The 18,028-nt window shown below is 39.0% G+C and carries 18 protein-coding genes; 13 read left to right on the top strand and 5 right to left on the bottom strand.

Features of this window, described 5'->3' with window-relative positions; all coding sequences use genetic code 11:
* The first annotated feature begins 5 nt into the window (after nucleotides 1-5).
* From ACS125_RS14970 to ACS125_RS14930, 9 genes are all read left to right on the top strand, one after another.
* On the top strand, nucleotides 6-2,789 hold the full coding sequence (locus ACS125_RS14970) for a molybdopterin-dependent oxidoreductase (RefSeq protein WP_443273000.1): 2,784 nt from the start codon (nucleotides 6-8) through the stop codon (nucleotides 2,787-2,789).
* Complete coding sequence (gene mobA / locus ACS125_RS14965; RefSeq protein WP_443272998.1) at nucleotides 2,786-3,415, top strand: molybdenum cofactor guanylyltransferase; 630 nt, start codon at nucleotides 2,786-2,788, stop codon at nucleotides 3,413-3,415. Before ACS125_RS14970 ends, mobA begins: the two co-directional genes overlap by 4 nt.
* Before the next feature lie 149 nt (nucleotides 3,416-3,564).
* Nucleotides 3,565-5,838 carry a molybdopterin-dependent oxidoreductase gene (locus ACS125_RS14960; protein WP_443272996.1) on the top strand — a complete coding sequence of 758 codons (2,274 nt, stop codon included), beginning with the start codon at nucleotides 3,565-3,567 and terminating at the stop codon, nucleotides 5,836-5,838.
* Nucleotides 5,839-6,066: 228 nt separating this feature from the next.
* Nucleotides 6,067-7,107, top strand: a complete 1,041-nt coding sequence (moaA, locus tag ACS125_RS14955) for a GTP 3',8-cyclase MoaA (protein ID WP_443272993.1) — start codon at nucleotides 6,067-6,069, stop codon at nucleotides 7,105-7,107.
* Nucleotides 7,108-7,362, top strand: coding sequence for a MoaD/ThiS family protein (locus tag ACS125_RS14950; RefSeq protein ID WP_031962498.1), 255 nt, complete (start codon nucleotides 7,108-7,110; stop codon nucleotides 7,360-7,362).
* Nucleotides 7,363-7,365: 3 nt separating this feature from the next.
* Entirely contained in the window at nucleotides 7,366-7,851 is a 486-nt protein-coding gene (locus tag ACS125_RS14945) for a molybdenum cofactor biosynthesis protein MoaE (RefSeq protein WP_013197471.1), read from the top strand.
* 23 nt (nucleotides 7,852-7,874) lie between these two features.
* Nucleotides 7,875-8,798 (top strand): bifunctional molybdenum cofactor biosynthesis protein MoaC/MoaB, encoded by a 924-nt coding sequence (gene moaCB / locus ACS125_RS14940; protein ID WP_014207007.1) that lies wholly within the window; start codon nucleotides 7,875-7,877, stop codon nucleotides 8,796-8,798.
* Entirely contained in the window at nucleotides 8,798-10,033 is a 1,236-nt protein-coding gene (locus ACS125_RS14935; RefSeq protein ID WP_443272990.1) for a molybdopterin molybdotransferase MoeA, read from the top strand. Before moaCB ends, ACS125_RS14935 begins: the two co-directional genes overlap by 1 nt.
* Nucleotides 10,034-10,250: 217 nt before the next feature.
* On the top strand, nucleotides 10,251-10,733 hold the full coding sequence (locus ACS125_RS14930) for a winged helix-turn-helix transcriptional regulator (protein WP_004791810.1): 483 nt from the start codon (nucleotides 10,251-10,253) through the stop codon (nucleotides 10,731-10,733).
* A 16-nt stretch (nucleotides 10,734-10,749) separates the two neighbouring features.
* On the opposite strand, the gene ACS125_RS14925 is transcribed toward ACS125_RS14930, so the two are convergent.
* On the bottom strand, nucleotides 10,750-12,141 hold the full coding sequence (locus ACS125_RS14925; protein ID WP_443272988.1) for an aminotransferase-like domain-containing protein: 1,392 nt from the start codon (nucleotides 12,139-12,141) through the stop codon (nucleotides 10,750-10,752).
* 123 nt (nucleotides 12,142-12,264) lie between these two features.
* Between ACS125_RS14925 and ACS125_RS14920 the strand changes: the two genes are divergently transcribed.
* Nucleotides 12,265-13,128 carry a DMT family transporter gene (locus ACS125_RS14920; protein ID WP_443272986.1) on the top strand — a complete coding sequence of 288 codons (864 nt, stop codon included), beginning with the start codon at nucleotides 12,265-12,267 and terminating at the stop codon, nucleotides 13,126-13,128.
* A 2-nt stretch (nucleotides 13,129-13,130) separates the two neighbouring features.
* Here the strand turns inward: ACS125_RS14920 and ACS125_RS14915 are convergent, their stop codons facing one another.
* From ACS125_RS14915 to tusD, 4 genes are read right to left on the bottom strand one after another with little or no spacing between them, the layout of a single operon-like run.
* Nucleotides 13,131-13,442 carry a TusE/DsrC/DsvC family sulfur relay protein gene (locus tag ACS125_RS14915; protein WP_443272984.1) on the bottom strand — a complete coding sequence of 104 codons (312 nt, stop codon included), beginning with the start codon at nucleotides 13,440-13,442 and terminating at the stop codon, nucleotides 13,131-13,133.
* An 18-nt stretch (nucleotides 13,443-13,460) separates the two neighbouring features.
* Nucleotides 13,461-13,745, bottom strand: a complete 285-nt coding sequence (locus ACS125_RS14910; protein WP_107880843.1) for a DsrH/TusB family sulfur metabolism protein — start codon at nucleotides 13,743-13,745, stop codon at nucleotides 13,461-13,463.
* Between the two features lie 17 nt (nucleotides 13,746-13,762).
* Nucleotides 13,763-14,113, bottom strand: coding sequence for a hypothetical protein (locus ACS125_RS14905; protein ID WP_174728075.1), 351 nt, complete (start codon nucleotides 14,111-14,113; stop codon nucleotides 13,763-13,765).
* A gap of 44 nt (nucleotides 14,114-14,157) precedes the next feature.
* On the bottom strand, nucleotides 14,158-14,526 hold the full coding sequence (gene tusD, locus ACS125_RS14900; protein WP_004791822.1) for a sulfurtransferase complex subunit TusD: 369 nt from the start codon (nucleotides 14,524-14,526) through the stop codon (nucleotides 14,158-14,160).
* Nucleotides 14,527-14,591: 65 nt separating this feature from the next.
* Here tusD and galE point away from each other — a divergent pair, with 65 nt between their 5' ends.
* The 3 genes from galE to ACS125_RS14885 all read left to right on the top strand — a co-directional run bounded on the left by galE (nucleotide 14,592) and on the right by ACS125_RS14885 (nucleotide 17,631).
* Nucleotides 14,592-15,599: a UDP-glucose 4-epimerase GalE gene (gene galE, locus ACS125_RS14895; protein ID WP_174759666.1), complete on the top strand. Its 1,008-nt coding sequence runs from the start codon at nucleotides 14,592-14,594 to the stop codon at nucleotides 15,597-15,599.
* Between the two features lie 116 nt (nucleotides 15,600-15,715).
* Nucleotides 15,716-17,110, top strand: coding sequence for a class II fumarate hydratase (fumC, locus tag ACS125_RS14890; RefSeq protein ID WP_004791824.1), 1,395 nt, complete (start codon nucleotides 15,716-15,718; stop codon nucleotides 17,108-17,110).
* 203 nt (nucleotides 17,111-17,313) lie between these two features.
* A complete protein-coding gene (locus ACS125_RS14885) occupies nucleotides 17,314-17,631 on the top strand; it encodes a hypothetical protein (RefSeq protein WP_238611554.1) in 318 nt (105 codons plus the stop codon).
* Nucleotides 17,632-18,028: the final 397 nt, after the last annotated feature.

Genomic DNA, 18,028 nt, shown 5'->3' with positions numbered 1-18,028 from the left:
CAGTTATGAATAGTATTCCAAGCGTTGAAATCGATAGCTCCGACCATGTTGCAACAACTATAACCAAAACAACATGTCCATATTGTGGGGTGGGTTGCGGTGTTAGCGTAAACGTCCAGCAAAAACCTCAAGGACCTCTGGTACAAGTTGAGGGGGATGCTGAGCATCCTTCCAACTTTGGACGCTTATGTATTAAGGGCAGCCGCTTGGCGGATACTTTGGGGTTAGAAACACGTGTTTTACAACCGATGATGGGACGAAAAGCCGATCGGGTAGTAACGACATGGGATGCGGCAATCAATAAAATTGCCGATAAATTCCGATCTTGTATCGACCAATATGGCCGTGACAGCATTGCATTTTATGTTTCAGGTCAGCTTTTGACTGAAGACTATTATGTGGTGAACAAGTTTGTAAAAGGCTATTTGGGTACTGCAAATATCGACACCAACTCGCGCCTTTGCATGTCATCTGCGGTTGCTGGGCATAAACGCAGCTTTGGTGAAGATATTGTCCCTGCAAGCTATGAAGATTTTGAACATGCCGACATGGTGGTTTTAGTCGGCTCTAATACCGCATGGTGCCATCCTGTGCTTTATCAACGGATCATGCAGGCTAAAAGCCAAAATCCGGATATGTTTGTGGTGGTAATTGACCCACGTTTTACCAGTACTTGTGAACAAGCGGATTTACATTTACCGATTTTGCCGGGTCAAGATGTCGCATTGTTTAATGGCTTATTTCAATATTTATATGGAAATGGTCATGCCGATCAGGCCTTTGTAGATGCTTATACCGAAGGTCTGCAAGATGTTTTGGCAAGTAGTCAGCCAGAAGCTGATATCGAATATGTGGCAAAACGTAGTGGTATTTCTTTAGATAAATTGAAGCATTTCTTTGAAAAATTTGCTCAAACTGAAAAAGTCATTACCTTATTTTCAATGGGTGTGAATCAATCAAGTCAGGGTGTAAATAAAGCCAATAGCATTATTAACTGTCATTTATTGACTGGAAAAATTGGTAAGCTCGGCGCTGCTCCATTTTCAATGACAGGTCAGCCCAATGCGATGGGTGGCCGTGAAGTCGGTGGCTTAGCCAATATGTTGGCTGCGCACATGGATTTAGATAATCCACTACATCAAAAAGTTGTTCAAACTTTCTGGGACAGTCCATTCATTGCAAATCAAGCTGGCTTAAAAGCAGTGGATTTATTCCGTGCCGTTGAAGCTGGAAAAATTAAAGCCATCTGGATTATGGCGACAAATCCAGTCGTGAGCCTGCCAGATGCCGATCAAGTTAAACGTGCTTTAGAGAAATGTGAATTGGTTGTTGTGTCAGATATCTGTGCAGATACGGATACTACTGCTTATGCCGATGTTTTACTTCCAGCTTTAGGTTGGGGCGAAAAAGATGGAACTGTGACGAACTCTGAGCGTCGTATTTCACGTCAACGCGCGTTTTTACCTGCGCCAGGTGAAGCAAAAGCAGACTGGTGGTCTGTTAGCCAAGTCGCGAAAAAATTAGGCTTTAATGGTTTTGACTTTGCGAGTGCAAGTGACATCTTTAATGAGCATGCAGCTTTATCTGCACAAGACAATGCAGACATAGATGCTCGTGAACAAAGTAATAATTTTCGTTATTTCAATCTGAAAGGGTTAATGAATCTGAGTACTGCTGAGTACGATGCATTGCAACCCATTCAATGGCCAGTCTGGAGTAAAAACCAAGACACTAAAGCCGTTCAACAGCTATTTGGCAAGGGTCAGTTTAGTCATAAAAACGCTAAGGCGAAATTGATTCCAACTGTTGCAATTGACCCAGTTCATGCGGTTTCAGAAGACTATCCACTTATTTTGAATACTGGACGTATTCGTGACCAATGGCACACCATGACGCGTACAGGTTTGTCACCAAATTTGACCAGTCACCGTGCTGAGCCATTTTGCGAGATTCATCCGAGTGATGCCTTGAAGTTTGGTGTGCGTGATCAAGGCTTGGTCGAAGTCCGTTCAAAATGGGGCAGTTGTGTACTACGTGTAACGTTCTCGTCGGGAGTACGTCGTGGGCAAATTTTTGCCCCAATTCACTGGACTGAACAAGTTGCTTCCGATGCTCGCATTGGTAAAGTCGTTAACCCCGAAGTCGATGCTATTTCAGGTGAACCTGAGTTCAAACATACACCTGTCACTATTCAACCGTTCTATACCACTTGGCAGGGAGTGCTTTATGTACGTGAAGGATATGATTCACATATTCAAGAATCGCTACATCACTGTGCATGGTGGACTAAGGTCAAAATGGTGAAAACCAACCGTTACGAACTCGCAGATCGTCAAACTTTTCATGACACTCAAAAAAACCTAAAAAGCTTCTTACCCTTTGCCGATGAAACTTTTGAATGGTTGAGTATCGAAGATATTTCTTCACAACTCAGTCATAGCATTATTTTGAAAGACGGCGTGGTGATCGCAAGCTTATATATCGCCCCACCAGATTTGTTGCCGGATCGTGATTGGGTCGCAAGTCTGTTTAAACGTGAGCGTTTAAGTGCGTTACACCGAAAAGCGTTACTGGCTGGCATGCCAATGTCTGCTACAAATAATGACGGACCTTTAGTCTGTAGTTGTTTTAAAGTAGGTAAGAACAAAATTATAGACGCAATCAAAACTCAAAATATTACTCATGAAAAGCAAGTGACAGCTTGTTTAAAAGCAGGTGGTAATTGTGGTTCATGTTTACCTGAAATCCGAGGCTTGATTAAAGCTTGCCAACAGGAGGTGGAAGTGTGAATAAGGGGTATCCCGTAACTGATTTGGTCATTCTGGCAGGCGGACAAGCCCGCCGTATGAATGGTTTAAATAAGTTGTTACAGCAATTTGATGGTGAAACTCAACTAATTAAAATTCATCAGAAATTAAGGTCATCAGTGTCTGAAATTTGGGTGAATAGCCATCGCGATTATTCAATTTATCAAAGTATTGTGCCGGACATTCAATGTTATCAAGATGATGCAGCAGGCTTTTACGGGCCACTCATGGGAATGAAAAGTGCATGGTCAAATGTAAGCGCGGACTATGTTTTATTTATCCCTTGTGATGTGACCTATATACCTACGCAAGTCGTTGCCAAATTACATGGCGCACTTCGGAAAAATAAACAGGCTCAGGCAGCTTATGTTTCAATTAATGGAGATGCCTTATACCCATTTTGCTTATTAAAACGTGAAAGCCTAAATACCATAACAGAGCAAATTGAAAAGCAGCGGTTAAGTTTGAAAGAGTGCTTTAAGCTTTTACATGCTCAAGTGGCTATATTTCAAAAACAAAACCTGTTTTTTCATAGTATTAATTCATTGGATGAGCTTCAGCAATATAAACAAATCAAAGCATTTAAAGAAATTTTTACAGCAAATTAACTTCGTATATGAGTGCTTTAAAACTTATATTAGTGGAGTGAAACACGTTTTTAATCTTTGTACTGTTGACTATTTATTATTTAAGTTCTATTTTGGAACTTGTTGTTTTCATTCTAGCCAGATGTATAAAAATAAATGGAGCCAGAAAAATGATCGATGCAGTTCAGCAAAATAAAACAGATGTGACCGCATGTATTTTGTGTTCTAGAAACTGCGGTTTAACTGTTGAAGTTAAAGATAATCAGTTTGTCAAAATTAAAGGTAATCCTGAACATCCATTTTCTCAAGGCTACATTTGCCAAAAAGCTGCTAGATTACAGCACTATCAGCAACATGCAGACCGTTTGACTGCACCTTTAAAGCGCCAACCAGATGGCTCATTTCAAGAAGTGAGTTGGGATGCTGCTATACAAGAAATTGCTGATCGATTAGTGCAGATTAGAGATGATTTTGGTGGAACTGCTTTTGCTTCTGTTGGGGGCGGCGGTCAAGGCAATCATCTGGGTGCCGCGTATGGTCGCCAACTTTTGCTGGCCATGAAAAGTTATTATGCTTACAACTCTCTTGCACAAGAAAAAACAGGTGATTTCTGGCTCAATGGGCGGTTATTTGGGAGTCAGGCTTGCCATACCACAGAAGATGTTGAACACGCCGACTACGTTCTTTTTATTGGAACAAATCCTTTTCAGGCCCATGGCATTCCCAACGCACGAGATACGCTAAAACATATTAAGAAAGATCCGAACCGAACCATGGTGGTGTTTGACCCGCGTGTTACCGAGACAGCCAAACAAGCTGATATTCATGTGCAGCTAAAACCGGGAACAGATGCTTTTTTAATGTCGGCGATGATTGCAATCATTATTAAAGAAAAGCTTTATGATGCAGCGTTTATTGAGCAGCACACACAAGGGTTTCAAGAGGTGAAAGCAGCCTTTAGCAGAGTGCCGATTGAAGACTATATTGCCAAAGCAGATGTTCCAGTCGATTTGATTTATCAGGTTGTTCGAGATTTTGCCAAGGCAAAAAGAGGCTGTGTACGTATCGATTTAGGTATTCAACATACTTTGAATACGACTTTAAATGGTTATTTAGAAAAGCTTTTATATTTATTAACAGGGAATTTTGGAAAGCAAGGTACCAATAATTTGCATACTATGTTTATTCCAATCTTAAGCGATACGGATGAAAGAAAGCCAAAATATCGACGTAGTGTTTACCATAAAATGTTCCCAATATCAGGGTTTTTTCCACCTAACATTTTACCCGATGAAATCTTGAAAGCAGGGGAAAAGCGAATTCGCGCAGTTTTTGTAGATAGCTGTAACCCGTTATTAACTTATCCCGATACACCTGCTTTTGAGGAAGCCTTTAAAGCATTAGATTTGTTGGTTGTAGTCGATGTGGCCATGACAGAAACTGCTAGACTCGCTGACTATATTTTGCCTGCACATACTCAGTTTGAGAAATGGGAATTTACTGGTTTTAATTTGGAATTTCCTAAAAATGGTTTTCACCTAAGACATCCAGTATTGACCGCTCAAGCGAATACTTTGCCAGAGGCAGAAATTTATACACGATTACTTGAAGCTATGCAGGTGATTCCAAAACGCTTTTCGCTTTTAGAAAAAATTGCTGCGGTTGACTCGAAAAAAACAGCCTATTTACCTTATCTAACCGCTTTAGGTTTAACTTTTGCCCGACATAAAAAATATATTCCTTTTGCCGCTTCAATTCTCTATCGCACTTTAGGAAAACAGTTAGAAAAATCAGCTGGTTCAGTTGCTTTTTTACTGCCACTGTCAATTCAATATGCTGTGTTACACACCAAAGCGGTACGCCGTGCAGGTTATAAAGGTAATCCTTTAACTTTAGGCGTCCGTTTATTCGAGCAAATTTTAAAGCAACGTTCAGGTGTGGTGTTGTCACAACATGAATATGATGAAGTCTGGAAACTAATGGCTTATAAGGATAAGAAAATACGTCTTGCTATTCCAGAGATGTTAAACGAGCTTGCAAATTTAAAAAATCATCAGGTTAATGTAGAAGAATTTCCCTTCATACTTTTATCGGGTGAGCGACGTAGCTATAACGCCAATCAAATTTACCGTGATCCAGCTTGGCGAAAAGTAGATGCTGAAGGTGCTTTACGCATTCATCCTGAAGATGCAAAGCACCTAAATGTAGATGCAGGCGGTCAGCTTAAATGTATTTCTCAACATGGAGAAATTCAGGTTACTGTAGATTTTGATGAAGGAATGCGAAAAGGGGTAGTTTCACTTCCACATGGCTATGGCATGCGCTTTCAGGGTAGTGAACCAATTGGACCACAATTAAATCGACTGATTTCCGCTGAACATTGTGATCCATTATCTAAAACGCCGTACCATAAATATGTACCCATTCGCTTAGAAAAGTGCTAGAAATAAAGTAGGGCAATATAACAAGTTGAGGCCGCGCTGATTGTGCAAGACTTTTTAAATCTGAGCTAAAACAGTAGGCCAATATTTTAATTAAAACCCAAAGAGTTATGGATGATAAATAGAATTGGAACAAATTTTGCATAAACATCAGAGCACTATAGAAGCGCAATTTTCTATTTTAATTGCCCATAAAAAGTGCCAGCAATATTTGGACTGTTCTCGACATGAGTGCAAATGATGAAACAATATCACTCTGAAAATACGCCATCTGTTCTACAAGACCAATATGGGCGTATCAAGCGAAAATTACGTATTTCGGTAACCGATCGCTGTAATTTTAAGTGTGTATATTGCATGCCTGAACATCCTGAATGGTTAAACAAACAAGACTTGCTTGGTTTTGAGGCACTCTTTGAGTTTTGTCGTTTTATGGTGCAACAAGGTATTGAAAGTATCCGTATTACAGGCGGTGAACCATTAATGCGTCAAGGCATTGTTCATTTCGTTCGTGATTTACAAGCCTTAAAAGTGATAGGTTTAAAACGTATTTCAATGACCACCAATGGACATTATCTTGCTAAATACGCTCAGCAGTTAAAAGATGCTGGTTTAGATGACTTAAATATTAGTTTAGATAGTCTTGATCCGATCCAATTTAAAGAACTCACCAAGAAGAAATTAGAACCAGTTCTTGAGGGTATTCAAGCTGCAAAAGATGCAGGTCTACCCTTTAAAATTAACTGTGTGTTAATGAAAAATAAAAATGATGATCAGATCTTACCTATGGTGAGATGGTCGATTGCCAATCATATTCCACTACGTTTCATTGAATTCATGCCTCTCGATGGTGATGCACTCTGGTCAAATAAAGATGTGGTGAGTGAAGCTGAAATTTTACAGGAGTTGCAACCGCATTATTTGGTACACGTCATCCAGCAACAACATGAGCCAGCTCGTCAATATCTGCTTAATAATAGCTACGCTCTAGGCATCATTTCTACCATTACTCATTCATTTTGCCACCAATGTGACCGCATACGACTAACGGCGCAAGGTGAGCTATATAACTGTCTCTTTGCGCAGCAGGGTTTAAATATTAAGCCACAGCTTCAAGCGCTATTACGCGCACAGAACTCAACCGATTATCTGCTGCATAGTCAGCAGTTAAAAGAGAAAGTTATGCCGTATATCTGGAATAAAGCCAAAGGCTTTCATGCCTTACAACATCAACAAACCCGTAAAATCAGTATGCATATGCTTGGGGGATAAATGCAGCAATCTATCCAAATTAAAATCGAATCATTCGGTGCAATTGAAAAATTGCTTCCTCAAAATCTTTCGATCGTTTGTCCTACCAATATTTTAGTGAAAGATGTCTTAGATCAAATTGTGACTTTACATCCGGAATGTACACAGGCCATGGAAAAATGTGCATGTGCGATAGAGGATAACGTTATAACCAGACAATCTGCCTTAAGTGAGCCGTGTACTTTGGTTTTATTATCACCAGTTGCAGGAGGGTAAGTCATGCGAGATTTTGCACGTATACAAGAGCAGGCTTTAAGCCTTGATACCTTTGATCCTATTGAATCATTTCCTGAATGCGGTGGAATTGATATTTTTATGGGTACGGTTCGTAATCATCATGAAGGTAAAGCTGTTAAAGCCTTGAAATATACCTCGTATAAACCGCTTTCTGAAAAAATGATACGTGAAATTGAACTGGAAATTGAGAAAAAGTATCAGGTATCTTATGTGCGAGTGGTTCATCGGATTGGATATCTAGATGTGGGTGAAACAGCAATTATTGCAATTGCTTATGCAGCCCATCGCCGTGAAGCTTTTCAAGCATGCGAAGAAGCGGTTGAGCGGGTAAAACATGAAGTGCCTGTGTTCAAAGAGGAGTTCTTTACAGATGGTACAAGCCACTATGTAGAAGGCTGCTGTATTCGTAAGGATGCACCGCACGAACACAAACATCACCATCATGCCGGCCATGAACACTCACACTGAAATAAGCAAAACTAGGATAAATAATGAAAAACGTAGGAATGAAGCCGGAAAGTTATCGTGTTGCTGAAGCACAAGCAATTTTATATGCACCACCGCACTGTATTGAATTATTAAGACAAGGAAATACTGAAAAAGGGGATGCATTAAAAACCGCACGTGTTGCAGGGATTTTGGCAGCAAAACGAACTGATGAGCTGATTCCTTTGTGTCATCCACTGCCGATTTATCGTGCAGATGTTGAATATGAATTAGAACATGATTTTGTAAAGATTATTGCTGTGGTTGAAACCATTGGTCCAACTGGCGTAGAAATGGAAGCCTTAACGGCTGCAAGTCTTGCAGGGTTAACTATTTACGACATGTTAAAACCGCATTGTGAGCCAGAAGAGCTCTGGATGGATCAATGTAAATTGCTTAAGAAAAAAGGTGGCAAATCACACTTTAAGCGAGTTCTTCGTCAGCCTGTTTCGGCTGCGGTTATTGTATTGTCAGACACCGTAGCAGCAGGTAGAAAACCCGATACTGCCGGGAAATCTGTGGTTGAAACTTTAACTGAGGCAGGATTCGATCCAATTCATTACCAAATTTTGCCAGATGAAGCAGATACTTTAAAAAACTTAGTGCTTGAGTTGAGCAAATCATATGCTTGCATTATGACCGTTGGTGGCACTGGAATTGGTAAGCGTGATATTACGGTTGATACGTTAGAACCCCTTTTAGAGCGTAAGCTAGATGGCTTAATGGAAGCTGCGCGTTCATTTGGACAAAAACGCACGCCATATGCTGCAATGTCACGTGGAGTAGCCGGTTTTATTGACCGTTCATTGGTGGTGACTTTACCGGGAAGCCGTGGTGGAGCAAGCGAATCAATGGCTGCTATCCTGCCCGCATTAGTTCATATTTTTGATGTTTGCCGTGATTTACCCCATCCGGGAGGCTATGAATAATGTCAGGTTGTGGTACAGAGCGTGGGTTGATTAGCGTAGATGAAGCAATTGAGCTAATGAGTAATCGTCCTAAAAAATTAGGCTCAATTCAGCAAGCACTTCAAAATAGCCTAAGTAGGTATCTTGCTAAAGAAATCTACTCAGAAATTAATTTGCCAAGCTTTTCTCAAAGTGCTGTAGATGGTTATGCGCTTTGTAGCCATGTAGAAGATTTAAATAATCAAAAGTTTCAGGTTACGGGTGAGATTCGTGCTGGAAGCGAAAGTCATGACATCCTAAGCGAAGGTCAAGCAATTCGTATATTTACAGGTGGCAAAATTCCTGAAGGCACAACGCATGTTGCTAGGCAGGAAATAGTAGAGGTCGTTTCAGCACAAGAAATTTCGTTAACTGAACATATTCGTCCTCAAGCTGATATTCGTTTTACAGGTGAAGAAATCAAAAACGGGCAGTTGCTTGCTGAAGTTGGACAGTTTTTAAATATTGGAAGCTTGGCTGCCTTAAGTATGGCGGGTGTACAAACGGTTGACGTTTATCGTGCACCGAAAGTCGCTGTTTTAGTCACTGGTGATGAAGTTGCCGAAAAAGCAGAAGATCTTGCTGAAGGTAAAATCTTTGATGCAAATGGTCCATTACTAAAAGCTTGGTTTAAAGATTATGGCTTAGATGTTGAAATTATTCATGTGGCAGATGAGGCAGCACAGGTCACACAATATTTCGACCGATTAAAAGATAGTCATGATGTCATCATAACCACAGGCGGAGTGTCAGTAGGTGATTATGATTTTGTTCGGCCATGTGCTTTTGAGACTGGCTTTGAACAGATCTTCTGGAAAGTAAAACAAAAGCCAGGTAAGCCACTCTTTTTTGCTGAATATTCTCAACCTGAAAAAGATCACCGTTGTTATTTGCTGGGATTACCGGGTAATCCGGCTGCGGTCTATGTATCAATGCAAATTTACGGTAAAGCATTGTTTGATACTTTACAGGGAAATCAAACAGGGCCGGAGTGGTTTAGTGCAATTTTAGATCATGATTTAAAAGAAGATGCGCGTGAACGTTTTCTAAGAATGCATGCTTATTTTGACAATGGACAACTTAAAGTTAAAAGTCTGGCAAAACAGCAATCACACATGCTCAGTAATTTAATGCAGGCCAATTGTCTGGTGCGAATTCCAGCAAGTGTGAAACTAGAAGCAGGTTATATTTTGAAGGGTGTATTCATCTCAAATTAATGATGAGTAATAATAGATATAGCTCCCTATACAATTAGGTGAGTTATATTTGTTAACCGAATTTTATATAATAGCTTTCTATTTTTTATAATAAAAATTCTTTTATAAAGTTGATAAGAAGTTATTTTTATAATGAATCTTGCATAAATCGTGTTAAGTGGTTTAGGGTATAAACAATAGGGCCGTTAGGCTAGGAAATATCGAGGAACGCATAAAGATGAAATGGGATGACATCGGTGATCAACCTTGTTCGGTTGCTCGTATGCTATCAGTGATTGGCGATCGATGGACGATGCTAATATTACGTAATGCTTTTATGGGAATACGCCGTTTTGACGATTTTCAAAAATCATTAGGTGTAACTCGTCATGTCCTTTCAGATCGTTTAAAGCGTTTGGTTGAATATGAAATTTTAGCCAAAGCTCCTTATTTTGATCGTCAAGAACGCTTTGAATATCGCCTCACTGATAAGGGTTTTGAACTTTATCCAATTATTTTATCGATGGCGAATTGGGCAGATAAATGGATGGATCAAGGTTTAGGTAAACCTTTAGAGTATCGTCATAAAACTTGTGGCCATAAGTTTGAACCAGTCATGGTATGTTCGGTTTGCCATGAACCTTTACATGCAAAACAAGTGCAAGTTTCAGCTGGGCCAGGTTATTTTGCATATATTGAACAAAAACAGAAACAAGCTTAATTTTTCTCTCTATAAATTATGAAGACTCTTGTTGAATAGCATCAGCTAGAGTCTTATAAATGTGGTCATGATTTGACTGTGTTACATTAAAACGTATGAATTGACCAGCATTAGGAGCTTGGCTAAAAGCATTGCCTGGCGCAAGAATAACATTATGATTAATGCAATATTTCGCAATTTTTGAAGCTTCAATACCCTCTGGCAAATGGCACCAAACAAAAATTCCCGCTTGAGGCTTAATCCATGGCTTTATACCCAGAGGTTCAAGTTTTGTAATGGTATCGTGCATCGCTTTTGCTAAACGAACTTTTAATAATTCTATATGTTTACGGTAAGAACCATCTGTTAAAGCGGTAAGCAAAACTTCAGCAGAAACACCATTGTGAGAAAAACTTGTGGCAATTTTTAGGTCGGTGAGCTGATCCATCCATTCAGGTTTGGCAATAATATAGCCACAACGAATAGAAGCAGATAAGGTTTTAGAAAAGCTTCCAATAAAGATGACGCGTGAAAGATTATCTAAAGCCGCGAGTCTAGGTGCTGGTGTATATTCAAAATCTGAGAAAATATCGTCTTCAACTACAATTAAGTTAGATTGCTCAATCAATTTTAAGAGTTGGTGTGCCGTAGAAAGAGAAAGCGTTGCTCCAGTTGGATTGTGAATTCCTGAGTTGGTGATATAAAGACGTGGGTTATAAGTATCAATTGCTTCTTTAAATGCTTCTAAGTCGGGACCTGTTGGTGTGTACGGGATACCAATGACCTTGACTTGATGAACTTTAAGCAATGCATGAAAGTTAAAATAACAAGGATCATCAATCAGAACGACGTCATCGGGCTTTAGTAAAAACCGGAAAACTAAATCGATCGATTGAGTACCAGAATCTGTTAAAAGTACTTGATTCAGATTTGCATCTATTCCTTTTGATTGTGCACGCCTTGCTAATAAATCCCGTAAAGGTGGTAATCCTAACGGGGTTGAATAACCCATTAAACAAGCGTCTGAACTCCTTGCAGCCATCCTTAAAGCTTTACGAATACTGTCTAGTGGCATCCAGTCATCAGGTAGCCAACCGCAGCCGGGCTTAAAAACATCTGCTTTCGCTTCTAAAGATTGACGTGAAATCCATAATGGATCAACTGAACGATCTAATTTAGGGCCTAATTCACTTAAAGCTAAAGGTGCGAGCGGACCAACGATATAAAAACCAGATCCGGTTCTTGATTCGATTTTGCCTAAAGCAATTAATCTTTCATACGCTTCTACAACTGTTGATACTGAAAATCCCAGATCATTTGCTAACTTACGAACAGAAGGCAAGCGTGCTCCCGGCAATAAAGATCGATTTTTTATTTGTTGCTCAATTTCTGAAATGACAATTTCAATTTTTGTTTTGCTCTGGTTCACGCGCTTAAAATCTCAACTGTACTGGTTGTTAGTGCATAACAGTTCTTTTAAATTGTACTGCTCTGTATCTGGTTTAATCACCTTAGCACAGCTTAAATTCTTCGTATAGTGACGGAGAAAATTATGAATAGGTTTATGAATGGCTGGGTAAATGGTTTTATTGGCGTAGCTATTTTTGCGGGGTCATTACCAGCAACACGTGTAGCTGTAATGGGGTTCGAACCGGGCTTTCTAACCGCGGCACGTGCGGCAATTGCTGGTATTTTAGGGCTTATTCTTATATTGGTTTTAAAACAAAAGAAACCAGCCAAGCAAGATTGGTGGCCTCTTGCCATTGTTGCTGTGGGGGTGGTGATTGGTTTTCCGTTGTTTACAGCACTTGCTCTACAGCACATGAATGCAGCCCATTCAATTGTATTCGTTAGTCTTTTACCGCTTGCAACGGCAATATTTGCTGTACTCAGAGGCGGAGAAAAACCTAATCATTTTTTCTGGATATTTGCAGTATTAGGGAGTGCGGTTGTTTTCACCTATATGTTCTTCCTTTCTGGTGATACATCACTTGGAATAGGGGACTTTTATATGTTAATGGCGATTATTTTCTGTGGCTTTGGCTATGCAGAAGGCGGTGTACTTTCAAGAAAAATAGGTGGATGGCAGGTCATTTGTTGGGCGCTGATTTTGTCTTTACCTTTTATGTTGTTGCTTACTATTTTCTATATGCCAGCTTCATTCCAAAGTGTGTCTCCATCAGCTTTAGTTGGTCTTATTTATGTGTCTTTGTTTAGTATGCTCATTGGCTTTTTCTTTTGGTACAAAGGACTGGCACAAGGCGGTATTGCTGCCATAAGCCAACTACAACTTTTACAGCCTTTAATGGGGCTTGGTATTGCAGCGGTTTTATTACACGAACATGTGAGCTGGTCAATGTTAGTGGTCACAGCAGCAACTATTTTATGTGTCGCTGCTGCCAAAAAGTTTACTTAACTTTATAAACAATTTGCTGGTTTAGGAACACCTGCCAAACGACTCAAATGACGGGCAACTAAACCAGTATTAAATTGTTGCTGTAAAACAGCATTATTAATCTCTGAACTTACCGTTTTCATTAAAAATTTAATGAGCGGGCGAGTTGCTGGAGAATGTCCAAACTGTTGATAAAACTGACGTACAGCAGTTAAAACTTTGAAATGCCACTCGGTCAATTCAATATCAAGTGACTTCGCAAGCTCTTGTGCAACCTCAGGATTCCAGATTGTATAATCAACCAAATGACCATCTTGGTCTAATTCTAAATTCATGAAACCAGCCTAAATATATTATTTAAAAGAAATACAACGATTAAATGTTAAAACAAGATCTGCAAATTGATCATAGTCCAATACATTTATCTGAGTTAAAGTATCCGTATCGATTAAATCTTTTTCGATGCTTAAGCATGAAACACTTTCAAACTGTTGAATCACTTCAGCCGAAAGTCGTGCAACAGAATCACCCATAAAAATAATCTGGTCACCTTTCTGATAAAGGTTACCTAATTCATCAATAACATTCGGTGTATTGTGATAAGTAGATTGCACGAGATAAAGTGTTGATGGATTCATTAAAATTACACCTTCATCTACCAATATAAGACATGGTCAAAAGACTGAATGAACTCATTATTTAACTCAATGAATTCGAGCTCTTGTTCTGTTTGCTGAACAAAAGGATTTTGCTGATTTTTGCTTTCGATCAAAATTGGGCTTAAATCATAAAATTCAAAGCTTTCGACCATATTTGATGCGACTTTGAAAGCATGATGAAGTTGGCTAAAGCCTAAGTCATTTTGTAAAAGGCTAAGCGCAGCATCTTTCAATAATACTTTGACTGGTGAGCCAAAGGTTGCTAAAACCATAGTAGCAGAAAGGCTTTCATTGATTTGCAGACTGGTTAAGTTGGCTTGGCTTAAAATGACAAGTACAGATTTCACACAATATACCTTTTAAAAGCAACAATCTAAGCAAACAAAGTAACTTAAAATTGAATAAGACGAGATGCTGACTGTACCGCATCAGCAAGTTCACCTAACCCGACCAGTTGAAAGTCTTTGGCAAGGTTATGATGAGTAAGGTGATGGCGACTGGCATTTTCTGCATCGGTAATACCACGAGCGAGAGCAGCACTCACACATACAGGAAGTCGAATCGCAAGCTTTTGCCATTCATGCGTTAAATTACGCTGGTCGTCAGGAACCCATTGAAAATCATTAGCAACCTGCACGCCATCTTGGTAAAAGAATACACGAAAGTCTTCATTTTTACTTTTGAGTGCCTGAGCAAGTCCTAACGCATGCCAAGCATGAATGGAAGTAGGGGCAGAGGTAATTAGTAGTAATGTACTCATTGAGAATTCACTATGGTCATACGTCTAAATGGGCGTAGATGCATTAAGAGAAAGGTAAGTATACAATGATTTTAGTGACAGGTGGTTTAGGCTTTATCGGTTCACATATTGCGTTGAGTCTCATGGCTCAGGGGCAAGAAGTGGTAATTGTCGATAATTTGGCTAATTCAACCTTGCAAACGCTGGAACGCCTAGAGTTTATTTCTGGCATGTACGTTCCATTTGTTAAACTTGATGTACGTAATACACCAGCATTGAATAAGGTCTTCGAGCAATATTCAATTGATGCGGTTATTCACACTGCTGGGTTTAAATCAATTGAAGAATCTAATCTTAAACCTCTTGAATATTATAATGATAATGTAAGTTGCATCATGAGTTTACTACGTGCCATGCAACGCACAGGTGTTCGTCACTTTATTCATTTGTCTAGCCTTGCAGCATATGGAAAATCCGGTCTGCAATTAAGCGAAACAGACGAATTCAATTATGCTTATCCTAACCCTTATATTAAGTCTCAACAGATGATTGAAGAAATTATCCGTGATACTTATAAAATTGATCATGAGTGGAAAATTGCGATCTTGCGCTTATCTAATATCGTAGGTGCATTTGAACATGGGGTGCTCGGAGAGTATGTCGCGCAGCTCCCTAAAAATATTGTACCGCTTGCCATGCAAGTTGCTGCAATGCAACGTGATTTGATTGAATTACAAGATCAAGCTGACACATCAGATCATACGACTGAACGCAGTTTTCTACACGTTTTAGATGTGTGTGAAGCTGTAACTGCCAGCTTACATTGGCTACGTGATCAAACACATTGTTGTGAAGCATTTAATATTGCCCATGACCAAGTTCATTCTATTCGTCAATTACTAGATGAAATTTCACAGGTAACTCAATCTGAAATTCCGACTCAACCTGCGATTTACAAACATGTTGAATTAAGCCAAGTTGCGGCAGACATATCCAAAGCAAAAACATTATTGAATTGGACACCTAAACGTCCGTTAAAACAAATGATTGAAGATGAATGGCGCTTTTATCAAAATACATTAAATGGAAGATAGGATAATGATTCTTATTTACAATAATGAAATGCTTGAGTACGATACTGAAAATTAACTAGCCAGAGCAAATAATTGCTTCAGCCCGTAAGTTCTTTAACCAGACAACTGAGGTTTCTATGCAAACACGAATTGAACATGACACTATGGGTGAGATTGAAGTTCCAAATGAAGCATTGTGGGGGGCACAGACTCAACGCAGCTTACAGAACTTTAAAATCGGGCAAGAACGATTACCCCGTGCCATGATTCGAGCAATGGGGCTGGTGAAAAAGGCTGCTGCAATAACTAATGCTGAACTTGAACAGTTACCACAAGATTTGAGCCAATATATTGTGGGTGCGGCTGAAGAAGTCATCGATGGTAAATGGGATTCACAGTTTCCTTTAGTGGTCTGGCAGACGGGTTCTGGTACGCAAAGTAACATGAACTGTAATGAAGTGATTGCTAATATTGCCAACCAAAAATTAGGTCAAGCGTTGGGTGCACAAAAACCTGTGCATCCAAATGATCATGTCAACCGTGCTCAATCAACGAACGATTCATTTCCAACAGCAATCCATGTTGCTGCAAGTTTGCAAATTAATGAATTGCTTATTCCTGCTGTAGAACAGCTTAAAGCGACTTTGCAAAAAAAATCAGATGAGTTTCAGTCCATTGTTAAAATTGGTCGTACCCATTTACAAGACGCAACTCCATTAACACTAGGTCAAGAATTTAGTGGGTATGTGTCTCAGCTTGAGCATGGATTAGTTCGTTTACAACAGGCGTTGACAGGTTTATATGAATTACCATTGGGTGGTACAGCGGTAGGAACAGGGCTAAATGCACATCCTGACTATGCAGTGAAGGCAGCTGCTCAACTTGCTTTGCTTACAGGTTTACCATTTGTGACTGCTCCAAACAAATTTGAAGCGCTTGCAGGACGTGATGCTGCTGTTTTTGCTTCTGGTGCATTAAAAACGCTTGCAGTTAGTTTAAATAAAATTGCGAATGATATTCGTTGGTTGGCCAGTGGTCCACGTTGTGGTTTCGGTGAAATCCGTATTCCAGAAAATGAACCTGGCTCAAGCATTATGCCGGGTAAAGTAAACCCAACACAAAGTGAAGCAATGACCATGGTTGTTGCGCAAGTGCTGGGAAATGATACGACCATTAATGTGGCTGGTGCTTCAGGTAACTTTGAATTAAACGTATTTATGCCTGTGATTGCTTATAACTTATTGCAGTCTATTCAATTGCTTGGTGATGCTTGTAATAGTTTTAATGATCACTGTGCGGTAGGAATTGAGCCTAATCAGGATAAAATTGATCACTTCTTGCACAACTCTCTCATGTTGGTTACTGCTTTAAACCCAGTGATTGGATATGAAAATTCTGCAAAAGTTGCCAAGACTGCCTATAAGGAAAATAAAACTTTGAAGCAGGTTGCTGTTGAGCTTGGTTTAGTTACAGCAGAGCAATTTGATGAAGTGGTTAAACCTGAAAAAATGGTTTCACCAAATAGTAAATAATCTCTCCGAATGGGCTTTTTTATTCTTAAATACTTCTGTAATATCCGCGAGTTGCTAAGTACAACAAAAGTCCTGAATGATCAGCGCAAAAAATCATAAGGGGAAGGCCTACTTGAAAAAGTAGGCTTTTTTTATATCTTGAAATATAAATGTCATATCTAGACTTTATTTTTGCTACGTTATTTTATTTTAAGTTTAAATAAATGAAAAAGACTAAATCAATATTTGTTTTAGCAGTAATAACTTGTACCTTGTCGGGTTGTCTACAAATGTTTCCACCTACTGTCGCTGAGGTAAATCCTGGGGTTTATCAACTTCAGGCTCAAAGTAATGCATTTGGTTCAAGAGAAGCCTTGAGGGCAAAGTTAATCAGTAAAGCAGAAGAAATATGTAAAGATAAGGGTTTTGATGAGTTGGATATTAATAACAAAATCGTAAATCATAATAGTGTTTATAATTCGAGGATGCTTATTCCAGTGAATACCAAAGCAGCTGTTTTAAAAGTTAAGTGTAAAGATTAATTTAAATACTAGTTAATTCATTCGAGAGTTAATTTTATTGGACATATGGCAGTATAAAAAACTGATTAGATATCGACTAATGGCGGGGTTTTTTATTGTTAAGTATTTCTGTAATATCTGTATATAAGTTTAGCGCTAAATGATTGGTGTTAGAAATCAAAAGAAGGGGGGATCTTTTCAAATCAGCATAAATTTATATGTTTTTTGGTTTTAAATATTTGAATTATTTTATTTTTAATTCGATTTATATTGATGGAGTTTAGGTGTTATCAAATTGGAAAATGACTGTATGTATCTTTCCAATTCTAGTTTTAAGCAACTTTTTCGTTAGGCTTATTTTTAGGTGAAAAGAGAAAGCAGGCTTTTTCATTAATTAAGAAAAAACATAATTTTTTAG

Origin of the sequence: Acinetobacter sp. PFS20 (genome assembly GCF_052261015.1) — a bacterium.
GTDB lineage: Bacteria > Pseudomonadota > Gammaproteobacteria > Pseudomonadales > Moraxellaceae > Acinetobacter.
Note: the sequence above shows the minus strand (reverse complement) of the source record. Positions and strands in the feature narration are given on the sequence as shown.

What these genes read in the sequence shown, in the direction of transcription:
- ACS125_RS14910 (WP_107880843.1), bottom strand. Translation starts at nt 13,745, where the DNA reads ATGAATCCATCAACACTTTATCTCGTGCAATCTACTTATCACAATACA.
- ACS125_RS14950 (WP_031962498.1), top strand. Translation starts at nt 7,108, where the DNA reads ATGCAGCAATCTATCCAAATTAAAATCGAATCATTCGGTGCAATTGAA.
- ACS125_RS14935 (WP_443272990.1), top strand. Translation starts at nt 8,798, where the DNA reads ATGTCAGGTTGTGGTACAGAGCGTGGGTTGATTAGCGTAGATGAAGCA.
- moaCB (WP_014207007.1), top strand. Translation starts at nt 7,875, where the DNA reads ATGAAAAACGTAGGAATGAAGCCGGAAAGTTATCGTGTTGCTGAAGCA.
- ACS125_RS14930 (WP_004791810.1), top strand. Translation starts at nt 10,251, where the DNA reads ATGAAATGGGATGACATCGGTGATCAACCTTGTTCGGTTGCTCGTATG.
- ACS125_RS14970 (WP_443273000.1), top strand. Translation starts at nt 6, where the DNA reads ATGAATAGTATTCCAAGCGTTGAAATCGATAGCTCCGACCATGTTGCA.
- ACS125_RS14885 (WP_238611554.1), top strand. Translation starts at nt 17,314, where the DNA reads ATGAAAAAGACTAAATCAATATTTGTTTTAGCAGTAATAACTTGTACC.
- ACS125_RS14945 (WP_013197471.1), top strand. Translation starts at nt 7,366, where the DNA reads ATGCGAGATTTTGCACGTATACAAGAGCAGGCTTTAAGCCTTGATACC.
- ACS125_RS14920 (WP_443272986.1), top strand. Translation starts at nt 12,265, where the DNA reads ATGAATAGGTTTATGAATGGCTGGGTAAATGGTTTTATTGGCGTAGCT.
- ACS125_RS14915 (WP_443272984.1), bottom strand. Translation starts at nt 13,442, where the DNA reads ATGAATTTAGAATTAGACCAAGATGGTCATTTGGTTGATTATACAATC.
- tusD (WP_004791822.1), bottom strand. Translation starts at nt 14,526, where the DNA reads ATGAGTACATTACTACTAATTACCTCTGCCCCTACTTCCATTCATGCT.
- ACS125_RS14960 (WP_443272996.1), top strand. Translation starts at nt 3,565, where the DNA reads ATGATCGATGCAGTTCAGCAAAATAAAACAGATGTGACCGCATGTATT.
- galE (WP_174759666.1), top strand. Translation starts at nt 14,592, where the DNA reads ATGATTTTAGTGACAGGTGGTTTAGGCTTTATCGGTTCACATATTGCG.
- fumC (WP_004791824.1), top strand. Translation starts at nt 15,716, where the DNA reads ATGCAAACACGAATTGAACATGACACTATGGGTGAGATTGAAGTTCCA.